We start from the raw sequence: 18,791 nt of genomic DNA, 5'->3' as shown, positions 1-18,791 counted from the left end.
TGTACCTATCTGATCTCATTCGCCCGGCCACTGAGGTGCGCGCTTCTCGTTGAACGCCGCCACCCCCTCCGCCCGGTCGCCCGAGAAGGCCACCGACCGCCACGCCGCGTCCTCGACCTCAAGGCCCGCCCGCAGGTCAAGACCGTGCCCGAGCCGCATCGCCCGCTTCGCCGCCCGCAGTCCCACCGGCGAGTTCCCGGCGATCCGGGCCGCCAGCGCCAGCGCCTCCTCGCGGTCCTGCCCGGCGTCCACCAGTTGGTCGACGAGGCCGAGCGCGGCCGCCTCCGCGGCCTCCACCCGCCGCGCCGTGAACACCAGCTCCGCCGCCCGCGCCGCCCCGACCCGCCGGGGCAGCAGCTGCGTACCGCCGCCGCCCGGGATGACGCCCACCGACACCTCGGGCAGCCCGACCACCGCCGTACGGTCCGCCACGATCAGGTCGCAGGCCAGCGCCAGCTCGAAGCCGCCGCCCAGCGCGAAGCCGTGCACGGCGGCGATCGTCGGCATGGGGAGTTCGAGTACGCCCGTGTACGCGCCCCGGGCGACCGGCCGCTGACGTACCAGCTCGGCGTCCGTGAAGGAGTTGCGCTCCTTGAGGTCCGCGCCGACGCAGAACGCCCGCTCGTGGCTGGACGTCACCACCGTCACCCGCACCCCCGGATCCGCGCCCAGCGCGTCGCACGCCGCCGCGATGGAACGGGCCATGTCCGTGGACACCGCGTTCATCGCCTTGGGCCGGTCCAGGACCAGCTCGGCAACGTACCCGTGCCGTTGTACGCCGACGAACTCCCCGAAGCGTTCCTGTTCCCCAGTCATGCCGCACCCTCCCGGTTAACGATCGTTACCGGGAGGATCCTAGGTGGCGCGCCTGGTCAGAAGCCATGGCTCGACCGTGCCGAGCCCGCGCACCGGCCGCTGCCACATGGGCTGGAGCGCGAAGCGGTACGAGGGCGGCGCGACGCCCTCCTTCTCCGCCGTCTCCGCCTCGGCCGCCGCCTGCGCCTCGGAGACCGGCGCGTCACCCGTCCGCGACAGCTCCTCGGCGAGCGCCCCGTCCACGAGGAGCGCGTCCTTCGGCGCTATCGAGGTGAGCCTGCTGGCCAGGTTCACCGTCGTACCGAAGACGTCGCCCATGCGGGTGGTGACCGTGCCGAAGGCGATGCCGACGCGCAGGGCCGGCATCGTCGGGTTCGCGGCCATCGTCTCAATGAGCCGCAGCGCGATCTCCGCCGCCGTGCCCGCGTCGTCCGCCGCGTACAGCACCTCGTCGCCGAGCGTCTTGATGAGCCGGCCGCCGTGCGCCGCGACCAGGTCCGCGCAGGTCGTCTCGAACGCCTCGACCAGCTCGCCCAGCTCTTCCTCCTCCAGGCGCCGCGTCAGCCGCGTGAACCCGACGAGGTCCGCGAAGCCGACCGCGAGCCGCCGGTCGACCATTTCCTCGTCGTCGGCGGCCTGGACGACCCGGCCGGTCGCGGCGGCGAGCTGGCGCCGCCAGACGTAACGCAGGAATTCCTCCAGCTCGGGCAGGAGCAGCTCGACCAGCGGATACGTGACTTCGGTACGGGTCATGCCGGGCTCCGGCGGCTCGGTCAGACCCGCCAGGAAGGAATCGATCTGCCATTCCGCCAGCCGGGCGGTGGTCTGCCCGGTGGACCGGGCGACCTGCACCGCCATCGGCTCGCTGAGCAGCCCCGCCTCGACGAGACCGGCGAGCCGCCGCAGCGCGAGGACGTCGGCCTCGGTCAGAGCCTTGGCCTGCCCGATGTCGGCAAAGCCCATGGCCCGCCAGAACCGGGAGGCGAGATCCATGGAGACGCCTGCCGTACGGGCGGCCTGAAACGGGGTGTAGCGGCGCTCGGCGCCGAGGATCAGCTGTTCGAGGCGGATGGCGAGAGGGTCGTCGGTCGGCTCGGCGGTGTGGTCGACGGCGTGGTGGGGCGTGGGGTACGGCGAAGGCTCCACGGCGGCGGGCACCCCGCTCTCGCTGCCGTCCGCCCGCAGGACTCCGCGCCCGGGGCCCGTACCGCCCCCGGAACCGGACCGCGCGTCCGCGCCGGGCGTGGTCTCGTGGGGGTCTTCTCCGGTGGCGGACGTGTCCGCGCCCGCGCCGGACGGGTCTGCCGCACCCACAGGGGACTCCGCACCCACAGGGAACGCCTCACCCGCACCGGGACCGGACGGCGCAACCGCACCCGGCTCCGGACCCGTACCCGAGTCCCGCCGCGCCTCCGCAGAGGACCCCGCGTCGTCGACGGTCACCTACCGCCTCCTGCCCGTTCCCTGCGCACTGCCTTGTGCCCTGCCGATCGTCTGTCGCGCCGATCCGTCGCGGATCGCCTCAACGATACGGCAGGTGTGCCCTGGCTCACTCCCCCGTATCGCGCGTCTCCTCTGTACTCGCCCCCGGCCTGAGGTGTACGACGTCACCCGCTCCCACCGGCTGCTGAACCCCTTCCGCCGTCGCCAGCACCAGCCGCCCGTGGCCGTCGACCGCCACCGCCTCGCCGGTCACCGACCGCCCGCCGGGCAGCTCGGCCCGGACCGTACGGCCCAGCGTGGCGCACCCCGCCGCGTAGGCCTCCTGGAGCCGGCTCGCCGCCGGGTCGCCGCCGGACGCCCGCCAGGCGCCGTACCACTGACCGAGCGAACGCAGGACGGAGCGGAGCAGCGGATCGCGGTCCGTCGAGACCGCTCCGGCGAGTGCCAGCGACCCGGCGCCGGGGATCGGCAGCTCCTTCTCGGTCAGGCTGACGTTGATTCCGATGCCGACGACCACACCGTCGGCGGCCCGCTCGGCGAGGATGCCGCCGGCCTTGCGCTCCTCGCCACCGACCGTCACCAGGAGGTCGTTGGGCCACTTGAGCGCCGTGTCGACGCCCGCGGACCTGGACAGCGCGGTCGCCACCGAGACTCCGGCGAGCAGCGGCAGCCAGCCCCACTTCTCGACGGGCACCTCCGTGGGCTTCAGCAGTACGGAGAAGAAGAGCCCGGAGCGTGCGGGCGCCGACCAGCGCCGGTCGAGGCGTCCGCGGCCCTCGGTCTGCTCCTCGGCGATGAGCACCGCGCCTTCGGGCAGGTCTTTTGCCCGGCGGGCCAGGTCGGTATTGGTGGAGCCGACGGTGGGTACGACCTCGAGGGACGTCCACAGACCGCCCTCCCGCACCAGTGCGCGGCGCAGCGCGAGGGCGCTGAGCGGCGGCCGGTCGAGGTCGGACCAGCGGTTCTCTGAAGCATCGGGAGGCGTCATGCAACCCAGCGTAGGTGTGGCAAACGACGCACTGCCGAGCGGCACACGCGCCGATACGCTACGTGCCAGTAGCCGTCCGCTGACCAGGCAGGGAGCCGCATCCCGATGTCCGAGCCCGAGACCGAGACCGACATCCACACCACCGCGGGCAAGATCGCGGATTTGCAGCGACGTATCGACGAAGCCACGCATGCCGGCTCCGAGCGCGCGGTCGAGAAGCAGCACGCCAAAGGCAAGCTGACGGCCCGTGAGCGGATCGACCTGCTCATGGACGAGGGGTCGTTCGTCGAGCTCGACGAGTTCGCCCGGCACCGCTCGACGAACTTCGGCATCGAGAAGAACCGCCCGTACGGCGACGGTGTCGTCACCGGCTACGGCACGGTCGACGGCCGCCCGGTCTGCGTCTACTCGCAGGACTTCACCATCTTCGGCGGGTCGCTCGGCGAGGTCTACGGCGAGAAGATCGTCAAGGTCATGGACTTCGCGCTGAAGACCGGCTGCCCGGTCATCGGCATCAACGACGGCGGCGGCGCGCGCATCCAGGAGGGTGTCGTCGCGCTGGGCCTGTTCGCCGAGATCTTCCGCCGCAACGTGCACGCGTCGGGTGTGGTCCCGCAGATCAGCCTCATCGTCGGCCCGTGCGCGGGCGGCGCGGTCTACTCGCCCGCGATCACCGACTTCACGGTGATGGTCGACCAGACCTCGCACATGTTCATCACCGGACCCGACGTCATCAAGACGGTCACCGGCGAGGACGTCGGCTTCGAGGAGCTCGGCGGCGCGCGCACCCACAACACCACGTCGGGCGTCGCGCACCACATGGCGGGCGACGAGAAGGACGCGATCGACTACGTCAAGTCGCTGCTCTCGTACCTCCCTTCGAACAATCTCAGCGAGCCGCCGGCCTTCCCGGAGGAGGCGGACCTCGCGACGTCCGACGAGGACCGCGAGCTGGACGCGCTCATCCCGGACAGCGCGAACCAGCCGTACGACATGCACACGGCCATCGAGCACGTGCTGGACGACGGCGAGTTCCTGGAGACGCAGACGCTCTTCGCGCCGAACATCATCACCGGCTTCGGGCGGGTCGAGGGCCACCCGGTCGGCATCGTCGCCAACCAGCCGATGCAGTTCGCGGGCTGCCTGGACATCAACGCTTCCGAGAAGGCCGCGCGCTTCGTCCGCACCTGCGACGCCTTCAACGTCCCCGTGCTCACGTTCGTGGACGTGCCGGGCTTCCTGCCGGGCGTGGACCAGGAGTACGGCGGCATCATCCGGCGCGGCGCCAAGCTGATCTACGCGTACGCGGAGGCGACGGTCCCGCTGATCACCGTCATCACGCGCAAGGCCTTCGGCGGCGCGTACGACGTCATGGGCTCCAAGCACCTGGGCGCCGATCTCAACCTGGCGTGGCCGACCGCGCAGATCGCGGTGATGGGCGCGCAGGGCGCGGTCAACATCCTGCACCGCCGTACGATCGCGGCCGCCGACGACCCCGAGGCGACCCGCGCCGAGCTGATCGCCGACTACGAGGACACGCTGCTGAATCCTTACGTCGCCGCCGAGCGCGGTTACGTCGACGCGGTGATCATGCCGTCGGAGACGCGGCGGCACATCGTGCGCGGGCTGCGTCAGCTGCGTACGAAGCGGGAATCCCTCCCCCCGAAGAAGCACGGCAACATCCCGCTCTAGGAAGGGCAGCTGACGATGATCAAGGTCATACGGGGCAACCCGACCCCCGAGGAGCTGGCCGCCGCCCTCGCGGTGGTCCAGGCCCGCGCCGCGGCGGCGGCCGGCTCGCCGTCCGGCGCGGAGGAACCGCCGGCCGCGTGGTCGGATCCGGCCAGGGTGGCGCGGCGCCGGTTGCCGCAGCCGGGGCCGACGGCCTGGGGCCGGACGTACTGGCCCGGCTAGAGGCGACGACGACGTGAAGGCCGGACCCGCGAGCGGGTCCGGCCTTCATCGCTGTCGCCTCACAGGACCTCGACGACGGTCTTCGCCGTCAGCCGGTAGCCCGCGTCGTTGGGGTGCAGCGCGTCGCCGTAGTCGTACGCCGGGTGCAGGCGGTCGGGGTCGGCCGGGTCGGCGAGCGCCCGGCCGAAGTCGGCGTACGCGTCGAACTCGCCCGATGTACGGATCCAGTGGTTCACCTCGTCGCTGACCCGCGCCGCGTGCGAGCCCCAGTGGTCCGAGCCCTTGAGCGGCAGCAGGGTGGAGCCGACGATCCCGCAGGCCCCGACATGGCCGAGCAGTCCGTGCCCGCCTCGGACACCGGCTCGCTGGAGGGTGACCTGCTGGCCAACGCCCGTCTCGTACGCGAGACGCTCACCGATCCGCGCATGGGCCCGGTCTTCCAGGCGGTGATCGCGGCGGCGGCGTGCGACGAGGAGTGCGCGACCGCGCTGAACGGCTTCTGCGCGACGCGCATCCGGGAGTGGGCACCGTGCGTCGAGCGGGCGGCGGCGGTGGCGGTGGCGGCGGCACGGGCGGGACTGTTCACCCGGAATTAGTCCATTGGTACTGGCCCGCCTGAGTACAGGTACTCAGGCGCCGAAGCCGTGCCATCCCCAGGATCGAAGGCATGCTGTGGTCCGACCCGGAGAACGAGCCCCCGAAGGAGCTGCGTGACATGCAGGCGATGCTCCGGCGCGCGGGCGTCCTGCTCGCACTCGCGATGGTGCTGGCGATGTTCGTACTGGGCGTGCACTAGCTGCCACCCGTGCCATACGGGTGGTACCATGCGTGGCATGATAAAGACGACGGTGTACCTTCCCGAAGAGCTTGAGCTCCGGCTGGACGCCGAGTCGGCAGCTACAGGCATCAGCAAGGCCGAACTCATTCGTCGAGGCATCGCCCAGCTGCTCGACACCTCGTCCCGGCCAAAAAGCTCCCACCCCCTGCCCGCCTTCAGAGGTGGCCGCCTGGTGACCGCCGACGAGATGGACGACGCCATCTACGAACACATCAAAGAGCGGTCCGCACGCCGATGATCGTCGTGGCGGACACCTCCGCTCTCTTCGCGGCCTTCGACATGGACCATCCCCTGTACGCCTCGGCCTCCGAGATCATGAACGGTGAGACTCTCGCCATCTCGCCACTGGTGGTCACCGAACTCGACCACCTCGTTCACCGCGACTTCGGTTTCCCGCAGGCCCTCCTCGTCATGGAGGCGCTCAACGGTCGCCTCATGGACGGCCAGTACAAACTGCCACCGCTGCACCCCGTGGACCTCGTGGCAGCGCACGAGGTGCGGCAGAAATACGAAGGCTTGCGGCTCGATCTCGCGGACGCCGTCGGCGTGGTCCTGGCCGACCGGTACCGGACCGACCGGATCTTCACCCTCGACCAGCGCGACTTCAGAGCCATCACCCCGCTGACCAAGGGCTTCAACGCCTTCCGCATCCTGCCGCTCGACGCCTGAGCCGCCCCGCGCCTCGTACGATGAACCGCATGACTGCTCCGCGCCGCCGCTTCGTTCTCGCCTCCGCCTCCCCCGCCCGCCTCGGGCTCCTCCGTCAGGCCGGGCTCGCCCCCGAGGTGGTCGTCAGTGGCGTCGACGAGGACGCGATCACCGCGCCCACGCCGGGCGAGCTGGCGCTCGTACTGGCCGAGGCCAAGGCCGCGTCCGTCGCCGCCCGCCCCGAGGCCGCCGACGCCCTCGTCATCGGCTGCGACTCCGTACTGGAGCTGGACGGCCAGGCTCTCGGCAAGCCCGCCGACGCCGAGGACGCCACCGCCCGCTGGAAGTCCATGCGCGGCCGGTCCGGCATCCTCCGGACCGGCCACTGCGTGATCGACACCGCCACCGGCCGCCGCGCCTCCGCCACCGCGTCCACCACGGTCCGCTTCGGCGAGCCGACGGACGCCGAGATCTCCGCGTACGTCGCGACGGGCGAGCCCCTGTACGTCGCCGGCGCCTTCACCCTCGACGGCCGCTCGGCCCCGTTCATCGACGGCATCGACGGCGACCCCGGCAACGTCATCGGCCTGTCGCTGCCGCTCCTGCGCCGCCTGCTCGGTGAGCTGGGGACGCCGATCACCGCCCTCTGGGCGTGACCTCGGACAAGGCCTCTCCCAGCGTGGCGACTCCCTCCGCGATCCCGCCCGGCGGCGTCGCGGCGTAACCGAGCACAAGGCCGGGGTGACCGGCGCGCTGCCTGTGCCACGACAGCGGCTGCACCTTCACGCCGCGCGCGAGCGCCGCCGCCGCCAGCCCGGTGTCGCCGAATCGCGCGCCGGCGGGGTCTCCAACTGCCGGTCGTGCAGGTGGTGCCGCGCCCCGAGCGGCCCCGGGTCCTCCACCGCCATCGCGCGGATCCCGTCGTCCCGGAGCGCCTGCGCCAGCAGCCCGAGCCCTTGGGCGGTGCCGGAGGTGACGAGGACCTCACCGGCGTCCACCCTGATCCCCCGGTTGCGGGCCAGCCAGTTCGCCACCGCGAGGCGCCACGGTTCGCGTTCTGAGTCGCCCGCCCGCCGGCCGCCGCCCGCCCGTCAGGCCGGCGCGGGGGCCCCGTTCTCCGGCCCGGCCGGCGCGGCGCCCGAAGCGTCCCCGGGGCCCGCGACACCATCAGCACCCTGCCGCTCGTCCCGTTTCCCGTACGCGATGACCGACAGGACGATCAGACCGAGGGCGGCCATCAGCACGACGAACGCGGCCCAGCCGACCAGCCCGACGCACAGCGCCCCAAGCACCCCGTGCACCACCGCGCACGTGATCAGCAGGATCCGCCCGAGGCGGCCCGGCGCACGGTCCGACAGCGCGGCGCGCAGCAGGACGACGCCGCACGTCACCAGGTAGAGACCGAAGCCGCCGCCCATCACCAGCGTCGACGTGGACATCACGTCGGGGTCCAGACCGGCGAGGGACATCGACTGGCCGCTGACGACCTTGCCGAGGATCCAGTGGACGAACACGATCCCGACGGCTTCGACGAACAGCACGGCCGCAGCCGCGGCAGCTATCGGTCTGCGCGCCACGGCGCCCACCCTCTTCCGGCTGTTACCCCTAGTACGAACGCGACGCGCCAAACGCTACTAACGGGTAATCCTCTGTACAAGGGGGCGGACGTCGCCGGTCCGAGGGCAAAGAATCATTCGGCCGTTCGTAGGGAGTCGACAAAGAAAGCTGCCGCCCCACTGGTCGGCCGGACAGAGACCTGCGCCACACCTGAGGGCTACTGTGCGGTGAAGGAACCCGTCGTACCGTGGTGCGACAAGGGAATTCGCGACTCGAGCGAGACTCGTATCACGCTCCGTGTGGGCAAGCTCACCATTGGGGATGGGTCGTAGGTCCGTGTCGGCAGTCCCTAAACTCAGCTTGTTTCAAGGAGGGAGCCAATCGTGCGCAAGGTGCTCATCGCCAACCGAGGCGAAATCGCTGTCCGCGTTGCTCGGGCCTGCCGGGATGCCGGGATCGCGAGCGTAGCCGTCTACGCCGATCCGGACCGGGACGCTCTGCACGTCCGCGCGGCCGACGAGGCGTTCGCTCTGGGCGGTGACACCCCGGCCGCCAGCTACCTGGACATGGCCAAGGTGCTCCAGGCCGCCAAGGATTCGGGGGCAGATGCCGTTCACCCCGGCTACGGCTTCCTTTCCGAGAACGCCGAGTTCGCCCAGGCCGTACTCGACGCCGGGCTGACCTGGATCGGCCCGCCGCCGCAGGCCATCCGTGACCTCGGCGACAAGGTCGCGGCCCGGCACATCGCCCAGCGCGCGGGCGCCCCGCTCGTCGCCGGTACGCCGGACCCGGTCTCGGGCGCCGACGAGGTCGTCGCGTTCGCCGAGCAGAACGGCCTGCCGATCGCCATCAAGGCGGCGTTCGGCGGCGGCGGCCGCGGCCTGAAGGTCGCCCGTACGCTCGAAGAGGTCCCGGAGCTGTACGACTCCGCAGTGCGCGAGGCCGTAGCCGCCTTCGGCCGCGGCGAGTGCTTCGTCGAGCGCTACCTCGACAAGCCGCGTCACGTCGAGACCCAGTGTCTGGCCGACGCCCACGGCAACGTCGTGGTCGTCTCCACCCGTGACTGCTCGCTCCAGCGCCGCCACCAGAAGCTGGTGGAGGAGGCCCCGGCGCCGTTCCTGAGCGAGGCCCAGAACGCGGAGCTGTACCGCGCGTCGAAGGCCATCCTCAAGGAGGCCGGTTACGTCGGTGCCGGCACCGTCGAGTTCCTCGTCGGCGTCGACGGCACGATCTCCTTCCTGGAGGTCAACACCCGCCTTCAGGTCGAGCACCCGGTCTCCGAAGAGGTCACCGGCATCGACCTGGTCCGCGAGATGTTCCGCATCGCCGACGGCGAGAAGCTCGGTTACGACGACCCGGCCGTGCGCGGGCACTCCATCGAGTTCCGCATCAACGGCGAGGACCCGGGCCGCGGCTTCCTGCCCGCCCCCGGCACGGTGACCGCTTTCGCGCCGCCGTCCGGCCCCGGTGTCCGCCTGGACGCGGGCGTCGAGACCGGCGCGGTCATCGGCCCGGCGTGGGACTCCCTGCTCGCCAAGCTGATCGTCACCGGCGCCACCCGTGAGCAGGCGCTCCAGCGTGCCGCGCGTGCGCTCGCGGAGTTCAACGTCGAGGGCATGGCCACGGCCATCCCCTTCCACCGCGCGGTCGTCGCGGACCCGGCGTTCACCTCCGACCCCTTCAGGGTCCACACACGGTGGATCGAGACGGAATTCGTCAACGAGATCCCGGCCTACACCGTGCCGGGCGCGGACGCGGACGAGGACGAGTCCGGCCGCGAGACCATCGTCGTCGAGGTCGGCGGCAAGCGCCTGGAGGTCTCGCTGCCCTCCTCGCTGGGCATGTCCCTGGCCCGGACCGGCCTGGCCGCCGGCGCCAAGCCCAAGCGCCGGGCCGCGAAGAAGTCCGGCCCCGCCGCCTCCGGCGACACCCTCGCCTCGCCCATGCAGGGCACGATCGTCAAGGTCGCGGTCGAGGAGGGCCAGGAGGTCAAGGAGGGCGACCTCGTCGTCGTCCTGGAGGCCATGAAGATGGAGCAGCCGCTGAACGCGCACCGCTCCGGCACCGTCAAGGGCCTGGCCGCCGAGGTCGGCGCGTCCGTCACCTCCGGCGCCGTCATCTGCGAGATCAAGGACTGACGTCCGGCCGCAGGCAGACAGAGCCGTACCCGAGCTGAGGGCCCCGCCGACACCGGCGGGGCCCTCAGCTCGCAATGGCATCCTGGAGACCGGAGCAGGAGAAGGGCAGGGCCATGGCGACGAGCAGACGACAGCCGCCGGGGGCACCGGGAGCGCCGACGCCCCGGCCGCCGTCGGCGTCCGGGCCGGGGTCCCGGCCGGCGCGCGCTTCAGCGCCCGGGGCCGGGCCTGCGTCGGCCTCCGGGCCCGGGGTGGAGGCGCGGCAGGGGTCCGCGTCGGCGGCGGGTGTGCGGCCCATGCGGGCCGATGCCCGGCGCAACTACGAGCGCGTGCTGGCGGAGGCACGTACCGCCTTCGCCGAGCACGGCACCGACGCCTCGCTGGAAGACGTCGCGCGCCGCGCCGGAGTGGGCATCGGCACCCTCTACCGGCACTTCCCCACCCGGCACGCCCTGATGAGCGCCGTCTTCCAGGGCGCCGTCGACGAACTCCTCGCCCACTCCCGTGAACTCGCGGACAGCGAGGCGCCCTGCTCGGCGCTCGTCACCTGGCTGCGCGACATCGTCACTCATGCGGGTGAGTACCGGGGTCTGGCGCGCGAACTCATGTCGGCCTCGCGCGACAGGAGTTCGGCCCTGGCGCGGTGCAGTACGCCGATGAACGCCGCCGGTGAGCGGCTGCTCGTACGGGCTCAGGAGAGCGGCGCGGTCAGGCCCGACGTGTCGATCGGCGATCTGATGCAGCTGACGAACGCCATCGCGCTGGCCGCCGAACAGGCCCCGGACGACCCGGAGCTGGCCGACCGTCTGCTGACGCTGACGCTGAAGGGCCTGCGGGCGGAGACAGCGGCGACGTAACGACGTAACCGCCGCCTGCTTCAGCGGCGGCGCATGTCGGCGACGCGCGCCCGCTCGGCCGGTCCCGGCTGCGGCTCCGCCAGCGATCCGGCGCTGCGCAGTTGCGCACCGCCCCCCGGACCGCCCGGATGCGTACGCCGCTGGCCGGGCAGGGGCATGTCGCGACGGGGCTGGCGCCCGGTCGGGACGCCGTCACCCCCGGAGCCCGCCGCCCCCGGCCCCGCGACGGCGATCTGCACTCCCTGATCGGCCAGGGCCTGCAGCTCGGTCGCCGCACGGTCATCGTGCGGCGGCGGCTCGTCGGTGACCAGGCGCGTGATCACGTCGGTGGGCACCGTCTGGAACATGGTGTCGGTGCCGAGCTTGGTGTGGTCCGCGAGGACCACCACCTCGGCGGCGGCCTGCACCAGCGCCCTGTCGACGCTCGCCGACAGCATGTTGGAGGTGGACAGGCCGCGCTCGGCGGTCAGCCCGCTGCCGGAGAGGAAGGCCCTGGAGACCCGCAGCCCCTGGAGGGACTGCTCGGCCCCGCTGCCGACCAGCGCGTAGTTGGAACCGCGCAGTGTGCCGCCGGTCATGACGACCTCGACGCGGTTGGCGTGCGCCAACGCCTGGGCCACCAGCAGGGAGTTGGTGACGACGGTGAGCCCGGGGACCCGGGCGAGCCGTCTGGCCAGCTCCTGCGTGGTCGTCCCGGCGCCGACGACGATGGCTTCGCCCTCTTCGACGAGTCCCGCGGCGAGGTCGGCGATGGCCGTCTTCTCCGCGGTCGCGAGATGGGATTTCTGCGGAAAGCCGGACTCCCGCGTGAATCCGCCCGGCAGTACCGCACCGCCGTGCCGGCGGTCGAGGAGTCCTTCTGCCTCCAGTGCCCGCACGTCCCGCCGTACGGTCACTTCGGAGGTCTGGACGACGCGGGCGAGCTCACGGAGCGATACAGCCCCGTTGGCGCGCACCATTTCGAGGATCAATTGACGACGTTCTGCAGCGAACACGAAACTGACAGTAACCCCAGCAGCCGATAGTTCTCAGCAGTTTGCGCCGAATAACAGAAGTTGTACGCAAACTGCGGGGCGGAGTGGTATACGCGGCGTACGCCGGATGCGTAGGCCGCGTGAGCGCCCCGCCGCCCCGCCCGTTACGCCTCGGCGGACGTCTTGCGGGTGTGCAGCTGCCGTGCGACTTCGGCGATCGATCCCGACAGGGACGGGTACACCGTGAACGCGTTCGCGATCTGTTCCACGGTCAGGTTGTTGTCGACCGCGATCGAAATCGGGTGGATCAGCTCGCTCGCGTGCGGCGAGACGACGCAGCCGCCGACCACGATGCCCGTACCGGGACGGCAGAAGATCTTGACGAAGCCGTCGCGGATGCCCTGCATCTTGGCGCGCGGGTTGCGCAGCAGCGGCAGCTTCACCACGCGCGCCTCGATCTTGCCCGAGTCCACGTCGGACTGGCTGTAGCCGACCGTCGCGATCTCGGGGTCGGTGAAGACGTTCGCCGATACGGTCTTGAGGTTCAGCGGGGTCACCGCGTCACCGAGGAAGTGGTACATCGCGATCCGGCCCTGCATGGCCGCGACGGAAGCGAGCGCGAACACCCCGGTGACGTCACCCGCGGCGTACACGCCGGGCGCGCTGGTGCGCGAAACCCTGTCGGTCAGGATGTGGCCCGAGTCCCGCAGCCGGACCCCGGCCTCCTCCAGGCCCATCTCCGCGGTGTTCGGGATGGCGCCGACGGCCATCAGGCAGTGCGTACCGCTGATGACACGCCCGTCGGAGAGGGTCACTTCCACCCGGTCGCCGACCCGCTTGGCGGACTCGGCGCGCGAGCGCGCCATGACGTTCATGCCGCGGCGCCGGAAGACGTCCTCCAGGACCGCGGCGGCGTCCGGGTCCTCACCCGGCAGCACGCGGTCGCGCGAGGAGACGAGGGTGACGCGCGAGCCGAGCGCCTGGTACGCGCCGGCGAACTCGGCGCCCGTGACACCGGAGCCGACCACGATGAGCTCCTCGGGGAGCTCGTTCAGGTCGTACACCTGCGTCCAGTTCAGGATCCGCTCGCCGTCCGGGAGCGCGTCGGGGATCTCGCGCGGGTGCCCGCCGGTCGCGATCAGTACGGCGTCGGCGGTGAGGCGCTCCTCGTTGCCGTCGCTGTACGTGACGACGACCGTGCGCGAGCCGTCGGCGCCCTGCTGGCCCTCCAGCCGGCCCCGGCCGCGCAGCACGCGCGCGCCCGCACGCGTGACGGACGCGGTGATGTCGTGGGACTGCGCGAGCGCGAGGCGCTTCACACGGCGGTTGACCTTGCCCAGGTCGACGCCGACCACGCGGGCCGCCTGCTCCACGTGCGGCGTGTCGTCGGCCACGATGATGCCCAACTCCTCGTACGAAGAGTCGAAGGTCGTCATCACCTCAGCCGTGGCGATCAGAGTCTTGGACGGTACGCAGTCGGTGAGCACCGACGCCCCGCCCAGACCGTCGCTGTCGACTACCGTCACCTCCGCGCCGAGCTGGGCGCCTACCAGGGCCGCCTCGTATCCGCCGGGTCCGCCACCGATGATCACGATCCGGGTCACGAAAAAGTCCGCCTCGCATTGTCAATCCCGGCCCGCCTGCCCGCTCGGCCGGGGATCCGGGGATCGCCCGGGGGGAATGCAGTACGTACTCCATTGTCCCGCACGCTTCAAGGTGCTTCGCCCCGGGGCCTCCATCCGGCCGCACCGCTCTGCTGCCCCCGCCGCCCCACCCCCTCCCGTACCCTCGATCACATGTCGCTCTACGCCGCGTACGCCGGCAACCTCGACGCGCGGCTGATGACGCGCCGCGCACCGCACTCACCGCTGCGCGGGACCGGCTGGCTCAACGGCTGGCGGCTGACCTTCGGCGGCGAGTCGATGGGCTGGGAGGGCGCGCTCGCCACCATCGTGGAGGCCCCGCGCTCGCAGGTCTTCGTCGCGCTCTACGACATCGCTCCGATGGACGAGGACTCCATGGACCGCTGGGAAGGTGTCGGACTCGACATCTACCGGCGGATGCGGGTGCGGGTGCACACGCTGGACGGCGAGGAGCCGACCTGGGTGTACGTCCTGAACGGGTACGAGGGCGGGCTTCCCTCCGCCCGCTACCTGGGGGAAATCGCCGACGCGGCGGAGTCGGCGGGCGCGCCGCACGACTACGTCATGGAGCTGCGCAAGCGCCCCTGCTGAGGGCCTTGCGGGTGCCTTTGTCCGATCCGACAAAGCAACGATCGCAACACCGTAAGCAGTGACATCTACGCGCGTAGGGGAAGAGCGGTTACCCTCGTCGGCGTGAACGCATCTGTTACCCCCGCCCCCACCGACGGCTTCGCCGACCCCCACGCGGCAGCCGACGCCGCCGCCGCCCGCCTGCGTGAGCTGACCGGCGCCGAGACCCACGACGTCGCCCTCGTCATGGGGTCGGGCTGGGTGCCGGCCGCCGAGGCGCTGGGCGCGCCCGAGCACGAGTTCCCGGTCACCGAGCTGCCCGGCTTCCCGCCGCCGGCCGTCGCCGGACACGCGGGCACGGTCCGCTCGTACAAGATCGGCGACAAGCGCGCCCTGGTCTTCCTCGGCCGTACGCACTACTACGAGGGCCGCGGTGTCGCCGCCGTCTCGCACGGCGTCCGTACCGCCGTCGCCGCCGGCTGCAAGACCATCGTCCTCACGAACGGCTGCGGCGGCCTGCGTCCGGGCATGCGCCCCGGCCAGCCGGTCCTGATCAGCGACCACATCAACCTGACGGCCACCTCGCCGATCATCGGGGCGAACTTCGTGGACCTGACGGACCTGTACTCGCCGCGCCTGCGCGCGCTGTGCAAGGAGGTGGACGCCACCCTGGAGGAGGGCGTGTACGTCCAGTTCCCCGGCCCGCACTACGAGACACCCGCCGAGATCAACATGGTCCGCGTGATGGGCGGCGACCTGGTCGGCATGTCCACGGTCCTGGAGGCCATCGCCGCGCGTGAGGCGGGTGCGGAGGTGCTCGGCATCTCGCTGGTCACCAACCTGGCCGCGGGCCTGACGGGCGAACCGCTGAACCACGAGGAAGTCCTCCAGGCGGGCCGCGACTCGGCCACCCGCATGGGCGCCCTCCTGGCCCAGGTCCTCGAACGCATCTGACCCCGGCCCAGGCCCACCCCGCGGGGCTCCGCCCCGGACCCGGCCCTGCGGGGCTTTTCCCCACCCCGCCCCTTCCCGAACTGGGGCTCCGCCCCAGACCCCGCTCCTCAAACGCCGGAGGGGCTGAGAGTTGCCGCTGCGCGGCACATCCAGCCCGTCCGGCGTTTGAGGACACGCCCGAAGGGCGTCCGGGGGTCTGGGGGCTTGCCCCCAGTTCGGGAAGGGGCGGGGTGGGGAACAAGCCCGCCGCAGGCGAATCGCATCGCACCACACACGAGAGGTGACCACATCGTGCAGCAGGAGCAGGAGCTCATCGCACGGGCGCGGGCCTGGCTGGCCGAGGACCCGGACAGCGAGACCCGCGACGAACTCGGCAAGCTCATCGAAGCCGGGGATCTGGGCGAGCTCGCCGCGCGCTTCGCCGGCACACTCCAGTTCGGCACGGCAGGCCTCCGCGGAGAACTCGGCGCGGGCCCCATGCGGATGAACCGCGCCGTAGTCATCCGCGCCGCCGCCGGCCTCGCCGCGTACCTCAAGGCCAAGGGCCGGACCGACGGCCTCGTCGTCATCGGTTACGACGCCCGCCACAAGAGCGCCGACTTCGCCCGCGACACCGCCGCCGTGATGACCGGCGCCGGCCTGCGCGCCGCCCTCCTGCCCCGCCCGCTGCCCACTCCCGTACTGGCCTTCGCCATAAGGCACCTGGGTGCCGTCGCCGGTGTCGAGGTGACCGCGAGCCACAACCCGCCCCGCGACAACGGCTACAAGGTCTACCTCGGCGACGGCTCGCAGATCGTGCCGCCCGCCGACGCGGAGATCGCCGCCGAGATCGACGCCGTGGCGTCCCTCGCCGACGTACCGCGCCCGGACACCGGCTGGTTCACCCTCAACGAGGAGGTCCTGGAGGCCTACCTCGCCCGTACGGACGAGGTCCTGACCCCGGGGTCCCCCCGCACCGCCCGCGTCGTCTACACGGCCATGCACGGCGTCGGCAAGGAGGTCCTGACGGCCGCCTTCGCCCGCGCCGGCTTCCCCGAGCCCGTGCAGGTGGCCGAGCAGGCCGAGCCGGACCCGGACTTCCCCACGGTCGCCTTCCCCAACCCGGAGGAGCCGGGGGCCATGGACCTGGCCTTCGCCACCGCCCGCCGCGCGCAGCCCGACCTGATCATCGCGAACGACCCGGACGCCGACCGCTGCGCCGTCGCCGTGCCCCTGCCCGGCACGGACGACTGGCGGATGCTGCGCGGCGACGAGGTCGGCGCACTGCTCGCCGCCCACCTGGTCCACAAGGGCGCGAGCGGCACGTTCGCCGAGTCGATCGTGTCGTCGTCCCTCCTCGGCCGGATCGCCGCCGCCGCAGGTCTGCCGTACGAGGAGACCCTGACCGGTTTCAAGTGGATCGCCCGCGTCGACGGTCTGCGCTACGGTTACGAAGAGGCCCTCGGCTACTGCGTCGACCCCGAGGGCGTACGCGACAAGGACGGCATCACGGCGGCGCTCCTCGTCACCGAGCTGGCCTCCGTCCTGAAGTCCCAGGACCGCACGCTCCTCGACCTGCTCGACGACCTCGCCGTAGAGCACGGCCTGCACGCCACCGACCAGCTGTCGGTCCGCGTCCAGGACCTGACGGTGATCGCCGACGCGATGGCCCGGCTGCGCGCCCAGCCGCCCACCTCCCTCGCGGGCCTGACCGTGACCTCCGCCGAGGACCTGACACGCGGCACGGACAAGCTTCCGCCCACCGACGGCCTGCGCTACTACCTCAACGGTGAGGTGAAGGCCCGCGTGATCGTCCGGCCGAGCGGCACCGAGCCCAAGCTCAAGTGCTACCTGGAGGCCGTCGTCCCGGTCGCCGGGGCGAGCGAGCTGGCGACGGCCAAGGAGCGGGCCGAGGGCATCCTCGCCGCGATCAAGCGCGACCTGTCGGCGGCGGCCGGCATCTGAACCGCCGCGTCCGGGCGGCCGGTTCCCTGCCCTGGGGCCGACCGCCCGGACGAGTGGTTTGCGTACGGCAGTTGACGCAGCGCCCCGTGCCCTCGCCCAATCACGCGAGGAAGGGTGACCCGGTATCCCCCGCCGAGTCCCAGGAGCTGTCGCAGTGCCCCCGACCGCACCCCCGGCGACCGCCGCCCGGTCCCGCACGGCCGTCCCGGCCGCCCGGCGCCCGTACGAAGGAACCCGCGGCCGGCTCGCCACGTCCCTGCGGCGGGCCGCCCCCGCCCTGGCCGGATACGTCGCCGTACGCCTCCTGGGCGTGCTGGTCCTCGCGCAGTGGGCCCACCTGAAGGGGCACGGCCTGTGGCCCGCCCTCGCCACCTCGTGGGACTCGCGCTGGTACCTGGAGATCGCCGACAGCGGTTACGACTCCGCCCTCGGCACCGCCCACAACGCCAACAACCTGGCGTTCTTCCCCCTCTACCCGGTGCTCGTCAAGGCCGTCGCGGGCGTCACGCCGGGCTCGCGCGCCAGCGTCGGCGTGCTGCTCGCCGTCGCCTGCTCGCTCGTCGCGGCCTGGGGCGTCTTCGCCATCGGCGACCGGCTGTACGGCCGCCGCGTCGGCACCCTGCTGGCCGTCCTCTGGGGCTGCATGCCGGCAGCGGTCGTCCAGTGGATGGGCTACACCGAGTCGCTGTTCACAGCGCTGACGGCCTGGTCCCTGTACGCCGTCCTCACCGGCCGCTGGCTGTGGGCCGGCTCCCTCGCCGCGCTCGCCGGCCTGACCCGGCCCACCGGGGTTGCGGTCGCCGCGGCGGTGTCGGTGGCCGCGGCGGTCGCGCTGTTCCGTTCCTGGCGGAACAAAGGGAGACCGCGCCCCGCCGTGCTCGCCGCCGGACTGATCGCGCCGCTGGGGTGGTCCGGTTACGTCGCCTGGGTGGGCCTGCGGCTCGGCCGCTGGGACGGCTACCTCGCCGTACAGAAGCTGTGGCTCAACGAGTGGGACGGCGGGGCGGACACGCTGCGCGAGATGCGGCAATTGCTGCTCTACCAGGCGAAGCCGCACCTGTTCCTGGTGGTGGTGACGCTGGTGCTGTTCCTGGCCGTGGCCCTGTTCCTGCTGTGCGCCGCCGAACGGTTGCCGCTGCCTCTGATGGTCTTCACCGGCGTACTGCTCCTGGTCGTCCTCGGCAGCGGCGGCGTCTACTTCCCGCGCGCCCGCTTCCTGGTCCCCGGCTTCCCCCTGCTGCTGCCGGTCGCGCTGGCGGTGGCGCGGGCCAGGCGGCTCACCGGAGCCCTAGTAGTGGGCGGCACAGCGCTCTCGTCGGTGTGGTTCGGCGCATACATGCAACTGATCTGGCCGGGCCCGCCGTAGGTCACCCCGCCGCACAAGCCACGCCGCCGGGGAAGGGATCGTGCCGGGCGCTCCCCGCAAGACCACCGAGGCACATGCACCGCCCCCACCCCCGCCTCACCTGCCACGCCACCGGGGAGGGGACGTGCCGGGGCGCTCCCC

Annotated in this window: 22 protein-coding genes; 13 read left to right on the top strand and 9 right to left on the bottom strand. The window is 72.0% G+C overall.

What is annotated here, in order from left to right; all coding sequences use genetic code 11:
• Positions 1-15: 15 nt before the first annotated feature.
• The 3 genes from J7E91_RS00855 to J7E91_RS00845 all read right to left on the bottom strand — a co-directional run bounded on the left by J7E91_RS00855 (position 16) and on the right by J7E91_RS00845 (position 3,247).
• Positions 16-816 carry an enoyl-CoA hydratase/isomerase family protein gene (locus J7E91_RS00855; protein WP_214898191.1) on the bottom strand — a complete coding sequence of 267 codons (801 nt, stop codon included), beginning with the start codon at positions 814-816 and terminating at the stop codon, positions 16-18.
• Positions 817-855: 39 nt separating this feature from the next.
• Positions 856-2,001, bottom strand: coding sequence for an adenylate/guanylate cyclase domain-containing protein (locus tag J7E91_RS00850; RefSeq protein ID WP_214898347.1), 1,146 nt, complete (start codon positions 1,999-2,001; stop codon positions 856-858).
• Positions 2,002-2,365: 364 nt separating this feature from the next.
• Positions 2,366-3,247: a biotin--[acetyl-CoA-carboxylase] ligase gene (locus tag J7E91_RS00845; protein ID WP_214898189.1), complete on the bottom strand. Its 882-nt coding sequence runs from the start codon at positions 3,245-3,247 to the stop codon at positions 2,366-2,368.
• 105 nt (positions 3,248-3,352) lie between these two features.
• On the opposite strand from J7E91_RS00845, the gene J7E91_RS00840 reads away from it, so the two are divergent.
• Together J7E91_RS00840 and J7E91_RS00835 are read left to right on the top strand one after the other, a co-directional pair.
• Positions 3,353-4,939 carry an acyl-CoA carboxylase subunit beta gene (locus tag J7E91_RS00840; RefSeq protein ID WP_214898187.1) on the top strand — a complete coding sequence of 529 codons (1,587 nt, stop codon included), beginning with the start codon at positions 3,353-3,355 and terminating at the stop codon, positions 4,937-4,939.
• 15 nt (positions 4,940-4,954) lie between these two features.
• A complete protein-coding gene (locus tag J7E91_RS00835) occupies positions 4,955-5,161 on the top strand; it encodes an acyl-CoA carboxylase epsilon subunit (RefSeq protein ID WP_214898185.1) in 207 nt (68 codons plus the stop codon).
• A gap of 59 nt (positions 5,162-5,220) precedes the next feature.
• On the opposite strand, the gene J7E91_RS00830 is transcribed toward J7E91_RS00835, so the two are convergent.
• The gene (locus J7E91_RS00830; protein ID WP_214898183.1) at positions 5,221-5,397 is read right to left on the bottom strand and encodes a hypothetical protein; all 177 of its coding nucleotides are present in this window, start codon (positions 5,395-5,397) and stop codon (positions 5,221-5,223) included.
• 21 nt (positions 5,398-5,418) lie between these two features.
• Here J7E91_RS00830 and J7E91_RS00825 point away from each other — a divergent pair, with 21 nt between their 5' ends.
• The 5 genes from J7E91_RS00825 to J7E91_RS00810 all read left to right on the top strand — a co-directional run bounded on the left by J7E91_RS00825 (position 5,419) and on the right by J7E91_RS00810 (position 7,303).
• Entirely contained in the window at positions 5,419-5,757 is a 339-nt protein-coding gene (locus J7E91_RS00825; protein WP_308375891.1) for a TetR/AcrR family transcriptional regulator C-terminal ligand-binding domain-containing protein, read from the top strand.
• A gap of 71 nt (positions 5,758-5,828) precedes the next feature.
• Positions 5,829-5,957: a morphogenic membrane protein MmpB gene (mmpB, locus tag J7E91_RS36640; protein WP_285439013.1), complete on the top strand. Its 129-nt coding sequence runs from the start codon at positions 5,829-5,831 to the stop codon at positions 5,955-5,957.
• Between the two features lie 37 nt (positions 5,958-5,994).
• Positions 5,995-6,237 (top strand): CopG family transcriptional regulator, encoded by a 243-nt coding sequence (locus J7E91_RS00820; protein WP_214898182.1) that lies wholly within the window; start codon positions 5,995-5,997, stop codon positions 6,235-6,237.
• Complete coding sequence (locus J7E91_RS00815; protein WP_214898181.1) at positions 6,234-6,668, top strand: type II toxin-antitoxin system VapC family toxin; 435 nt, start codon at positions 6,234-6,236, stop codon at positions 6,666-6,668. Before J7E91_RS00820 ends, J7E91_RS00815 begins: the two co-directional genes overlap by 4 nt.
• A 20-nt stretch (positions 6,669-6,688) precedes the next feature.
• Positions 6,689-7,303: a nucleoside triphosphate pyrophosphatase gene (locus tag J7E91_RS00810; RefSeq protein ID WP_214898180.1), complete on the top strand. Its 615-nt coding sequence runs from the start codon at positions 6,689-6,691 to the stop codon at positions 7,301-7,303.
• 126 nt (positions 7,304-7,429) lie between these two features.
• Here the strand turns inward: J7E91_RS00810 and J7E91_RS00805 are convergent, their stop codons facing one another.
• The gene (locus tag J7E91_RS00805; RefSeq protein ID WP_214898179.1) at positions 7,430-7,681 is read right to left on the bottom strand and encodes a hypothetical protein; all 252 of its coding nucleotides are present in this window, start codon (positions 7,679-7,681) and stop codon (positions 7,430-7,432) included.
• A 57-nt stretch (positions 7,682-7,738) separates the two neighbouring features.
• Entirely contained in the window at positions 7,739-8,233 is a 495-nt protein-coding gene (locus J7E91_RS00800) for a resistance to Congo red protein (RefSeq protein WP_214898178.1), read from the bottom strand.
• A gap of 354 nt (positions 8,234-8,587) precedes the next feature.
• Between J7E91_RS00800 and J7E91_RS00795 the strand changes: the two genes are divergently transcribed.
• Positions 8,588-10,342 (top strand): biotin carboxylase N-terminal domain-containing protein, encoded by a 1,755-nt coding sequence (locus J7E91_RS00795; RefSeq protein ID WP_214898177.1) that lies wholly within the window; start codon positions 8,588-8,590, stop codon positions 10,340-10,342.
• A 64-nt stretch (positions 10,343-10,406) separates the two neighbouring features.
• Here the strand turns inward: J7E91_RS00795 and J7E91_RS00790 are convergent, their stop codons facing one another.
• Complete coding sequence (locus tag J7E91_RS00790) at positions 10,407-10,640, bottom strand: hypothetical protein (protein WP_214898175.1); 234 nt, start codon at positions 10,638-10,640, stop codon at positions 10,407-10,409.
• On the opposite strand from J7E91_RS00790, the gene J7E91_RS00785 reads away from it, so the two are divergent.
• Positions 10,639-11,199 (top strand): TetR/AcrR family transcriptional regulator, encoded by a 561-nt coding sequence (locus J7E91_RS00785; protein ID WP_214898173.1) that lies wholly within the window; start codon positions 10,639-10,641, stop codon positions 11,197-11,199. The genes J7E91_RS00790 and J7E91_RS00785 overlap by 2 nt on opposite strands.
• A 20-nt stretch (positions 11,200-11,219) precedes the next feature.
• Here J7E91_RS00785 and J7E91_RS00780 read toward each other — a convergent pair whose 3' ends face one another.
• Both J7E91_RS00780 and J7E91_RS00775 read right to left on the bottom strand, forming a co-directional pair.
• Positions 11,220-12,194: a DeoR/GlpR family DNA-binding transcription regulator gene (locus J7E91_RS00780; RefSeq protein ID WP_214898171.1), complete on the bottom strand. Its 975-nt coding sequence runs from the start codon at positions 12,192-12,194 to the stop codon at positions 11,220-11,222.
• A gap of 143 nt (positions 12,195-12,337) precedes the next feature.
• Positions 12,338-13,777, bottom strand: a complete 1,440-nt coding sequence (locus J7E91_RS00775) for an NAD(P)H-quinone dehydrogenase (protein WP_214898170.1) — start codon at positions 13,775-13,777, stop codon at positions 12,338-12,340.
• Positions 13,778-13,969: 192 nt separating this feature from the next.
• Between J7E91_RS00775 and J7E91_RS00770 the strand changes: the two genes are divergently transcribed.
• From J7E91_RS00770 to J7E91_RS00755, 4 genes are all read left to right on the top strand, one after another.
• Positions 13,970-14,407, top strand: a complete 438-nt coding sequence (locus J7E91_RS00770) for a gamma-glutamylcyclotransferase (RefSeq protein WP_028812183.1) — start codon at positions 13,970-13,972, stop codon at positions 14,405-14,407.
• Between the two features lie 102 nt (positions 14,408-14,509).
• Positions 14,510-15,340, top strand: coding sequence for a purine-nucleoside phosphorylase (locus J7E91_RS00765; protein WP_214898168.1), 831 nt, complete (start codon positions 14,510-14,512; stop codon positions 15,338-15,340).
• 291 nt (positions 15,341-15,631) lie between these two features.
• Positions 15,632-17,284 (top strand): phospho-sugar mutase, encoded by a 1,653-nt coding sequence (locus tag J7E91_RS00760; protein ID WP_214898166.1) that lies wholly within the window; start codon positions 15,632-15,634, stop codon positions 17,282-17,284.
• 154 nt (positions 17,285-17,438) lie between these two features.
• Positions 17,439-18,650: a glycosyltransferase family 39 protein gene (locus J7E91_RS00755; protein WP_214898165.1), complete on the top strand. Its 1,212-nt coding sequence runs from the start codon at positions 17,439-17,441 to the stop codon at positions 18,648-18,650.
• Positions 18,651-18,791 lie beyond the last annotated feature (141 nt).

It is taken from the genome of Streptomyces sp. ISL-99 (genome assembly GCF_018614005.1).
GTDB classification, from domain to species: domain Bacteria; phylum Actinomycetota; class Actinomycetes; order Streptomycetales; family Streptomycetaceae; genus Streptomyces; species Streptomyces flavidovirens.
This window is presented reverse-complemented; position numbering and strand designations above follow the sequence as displayed.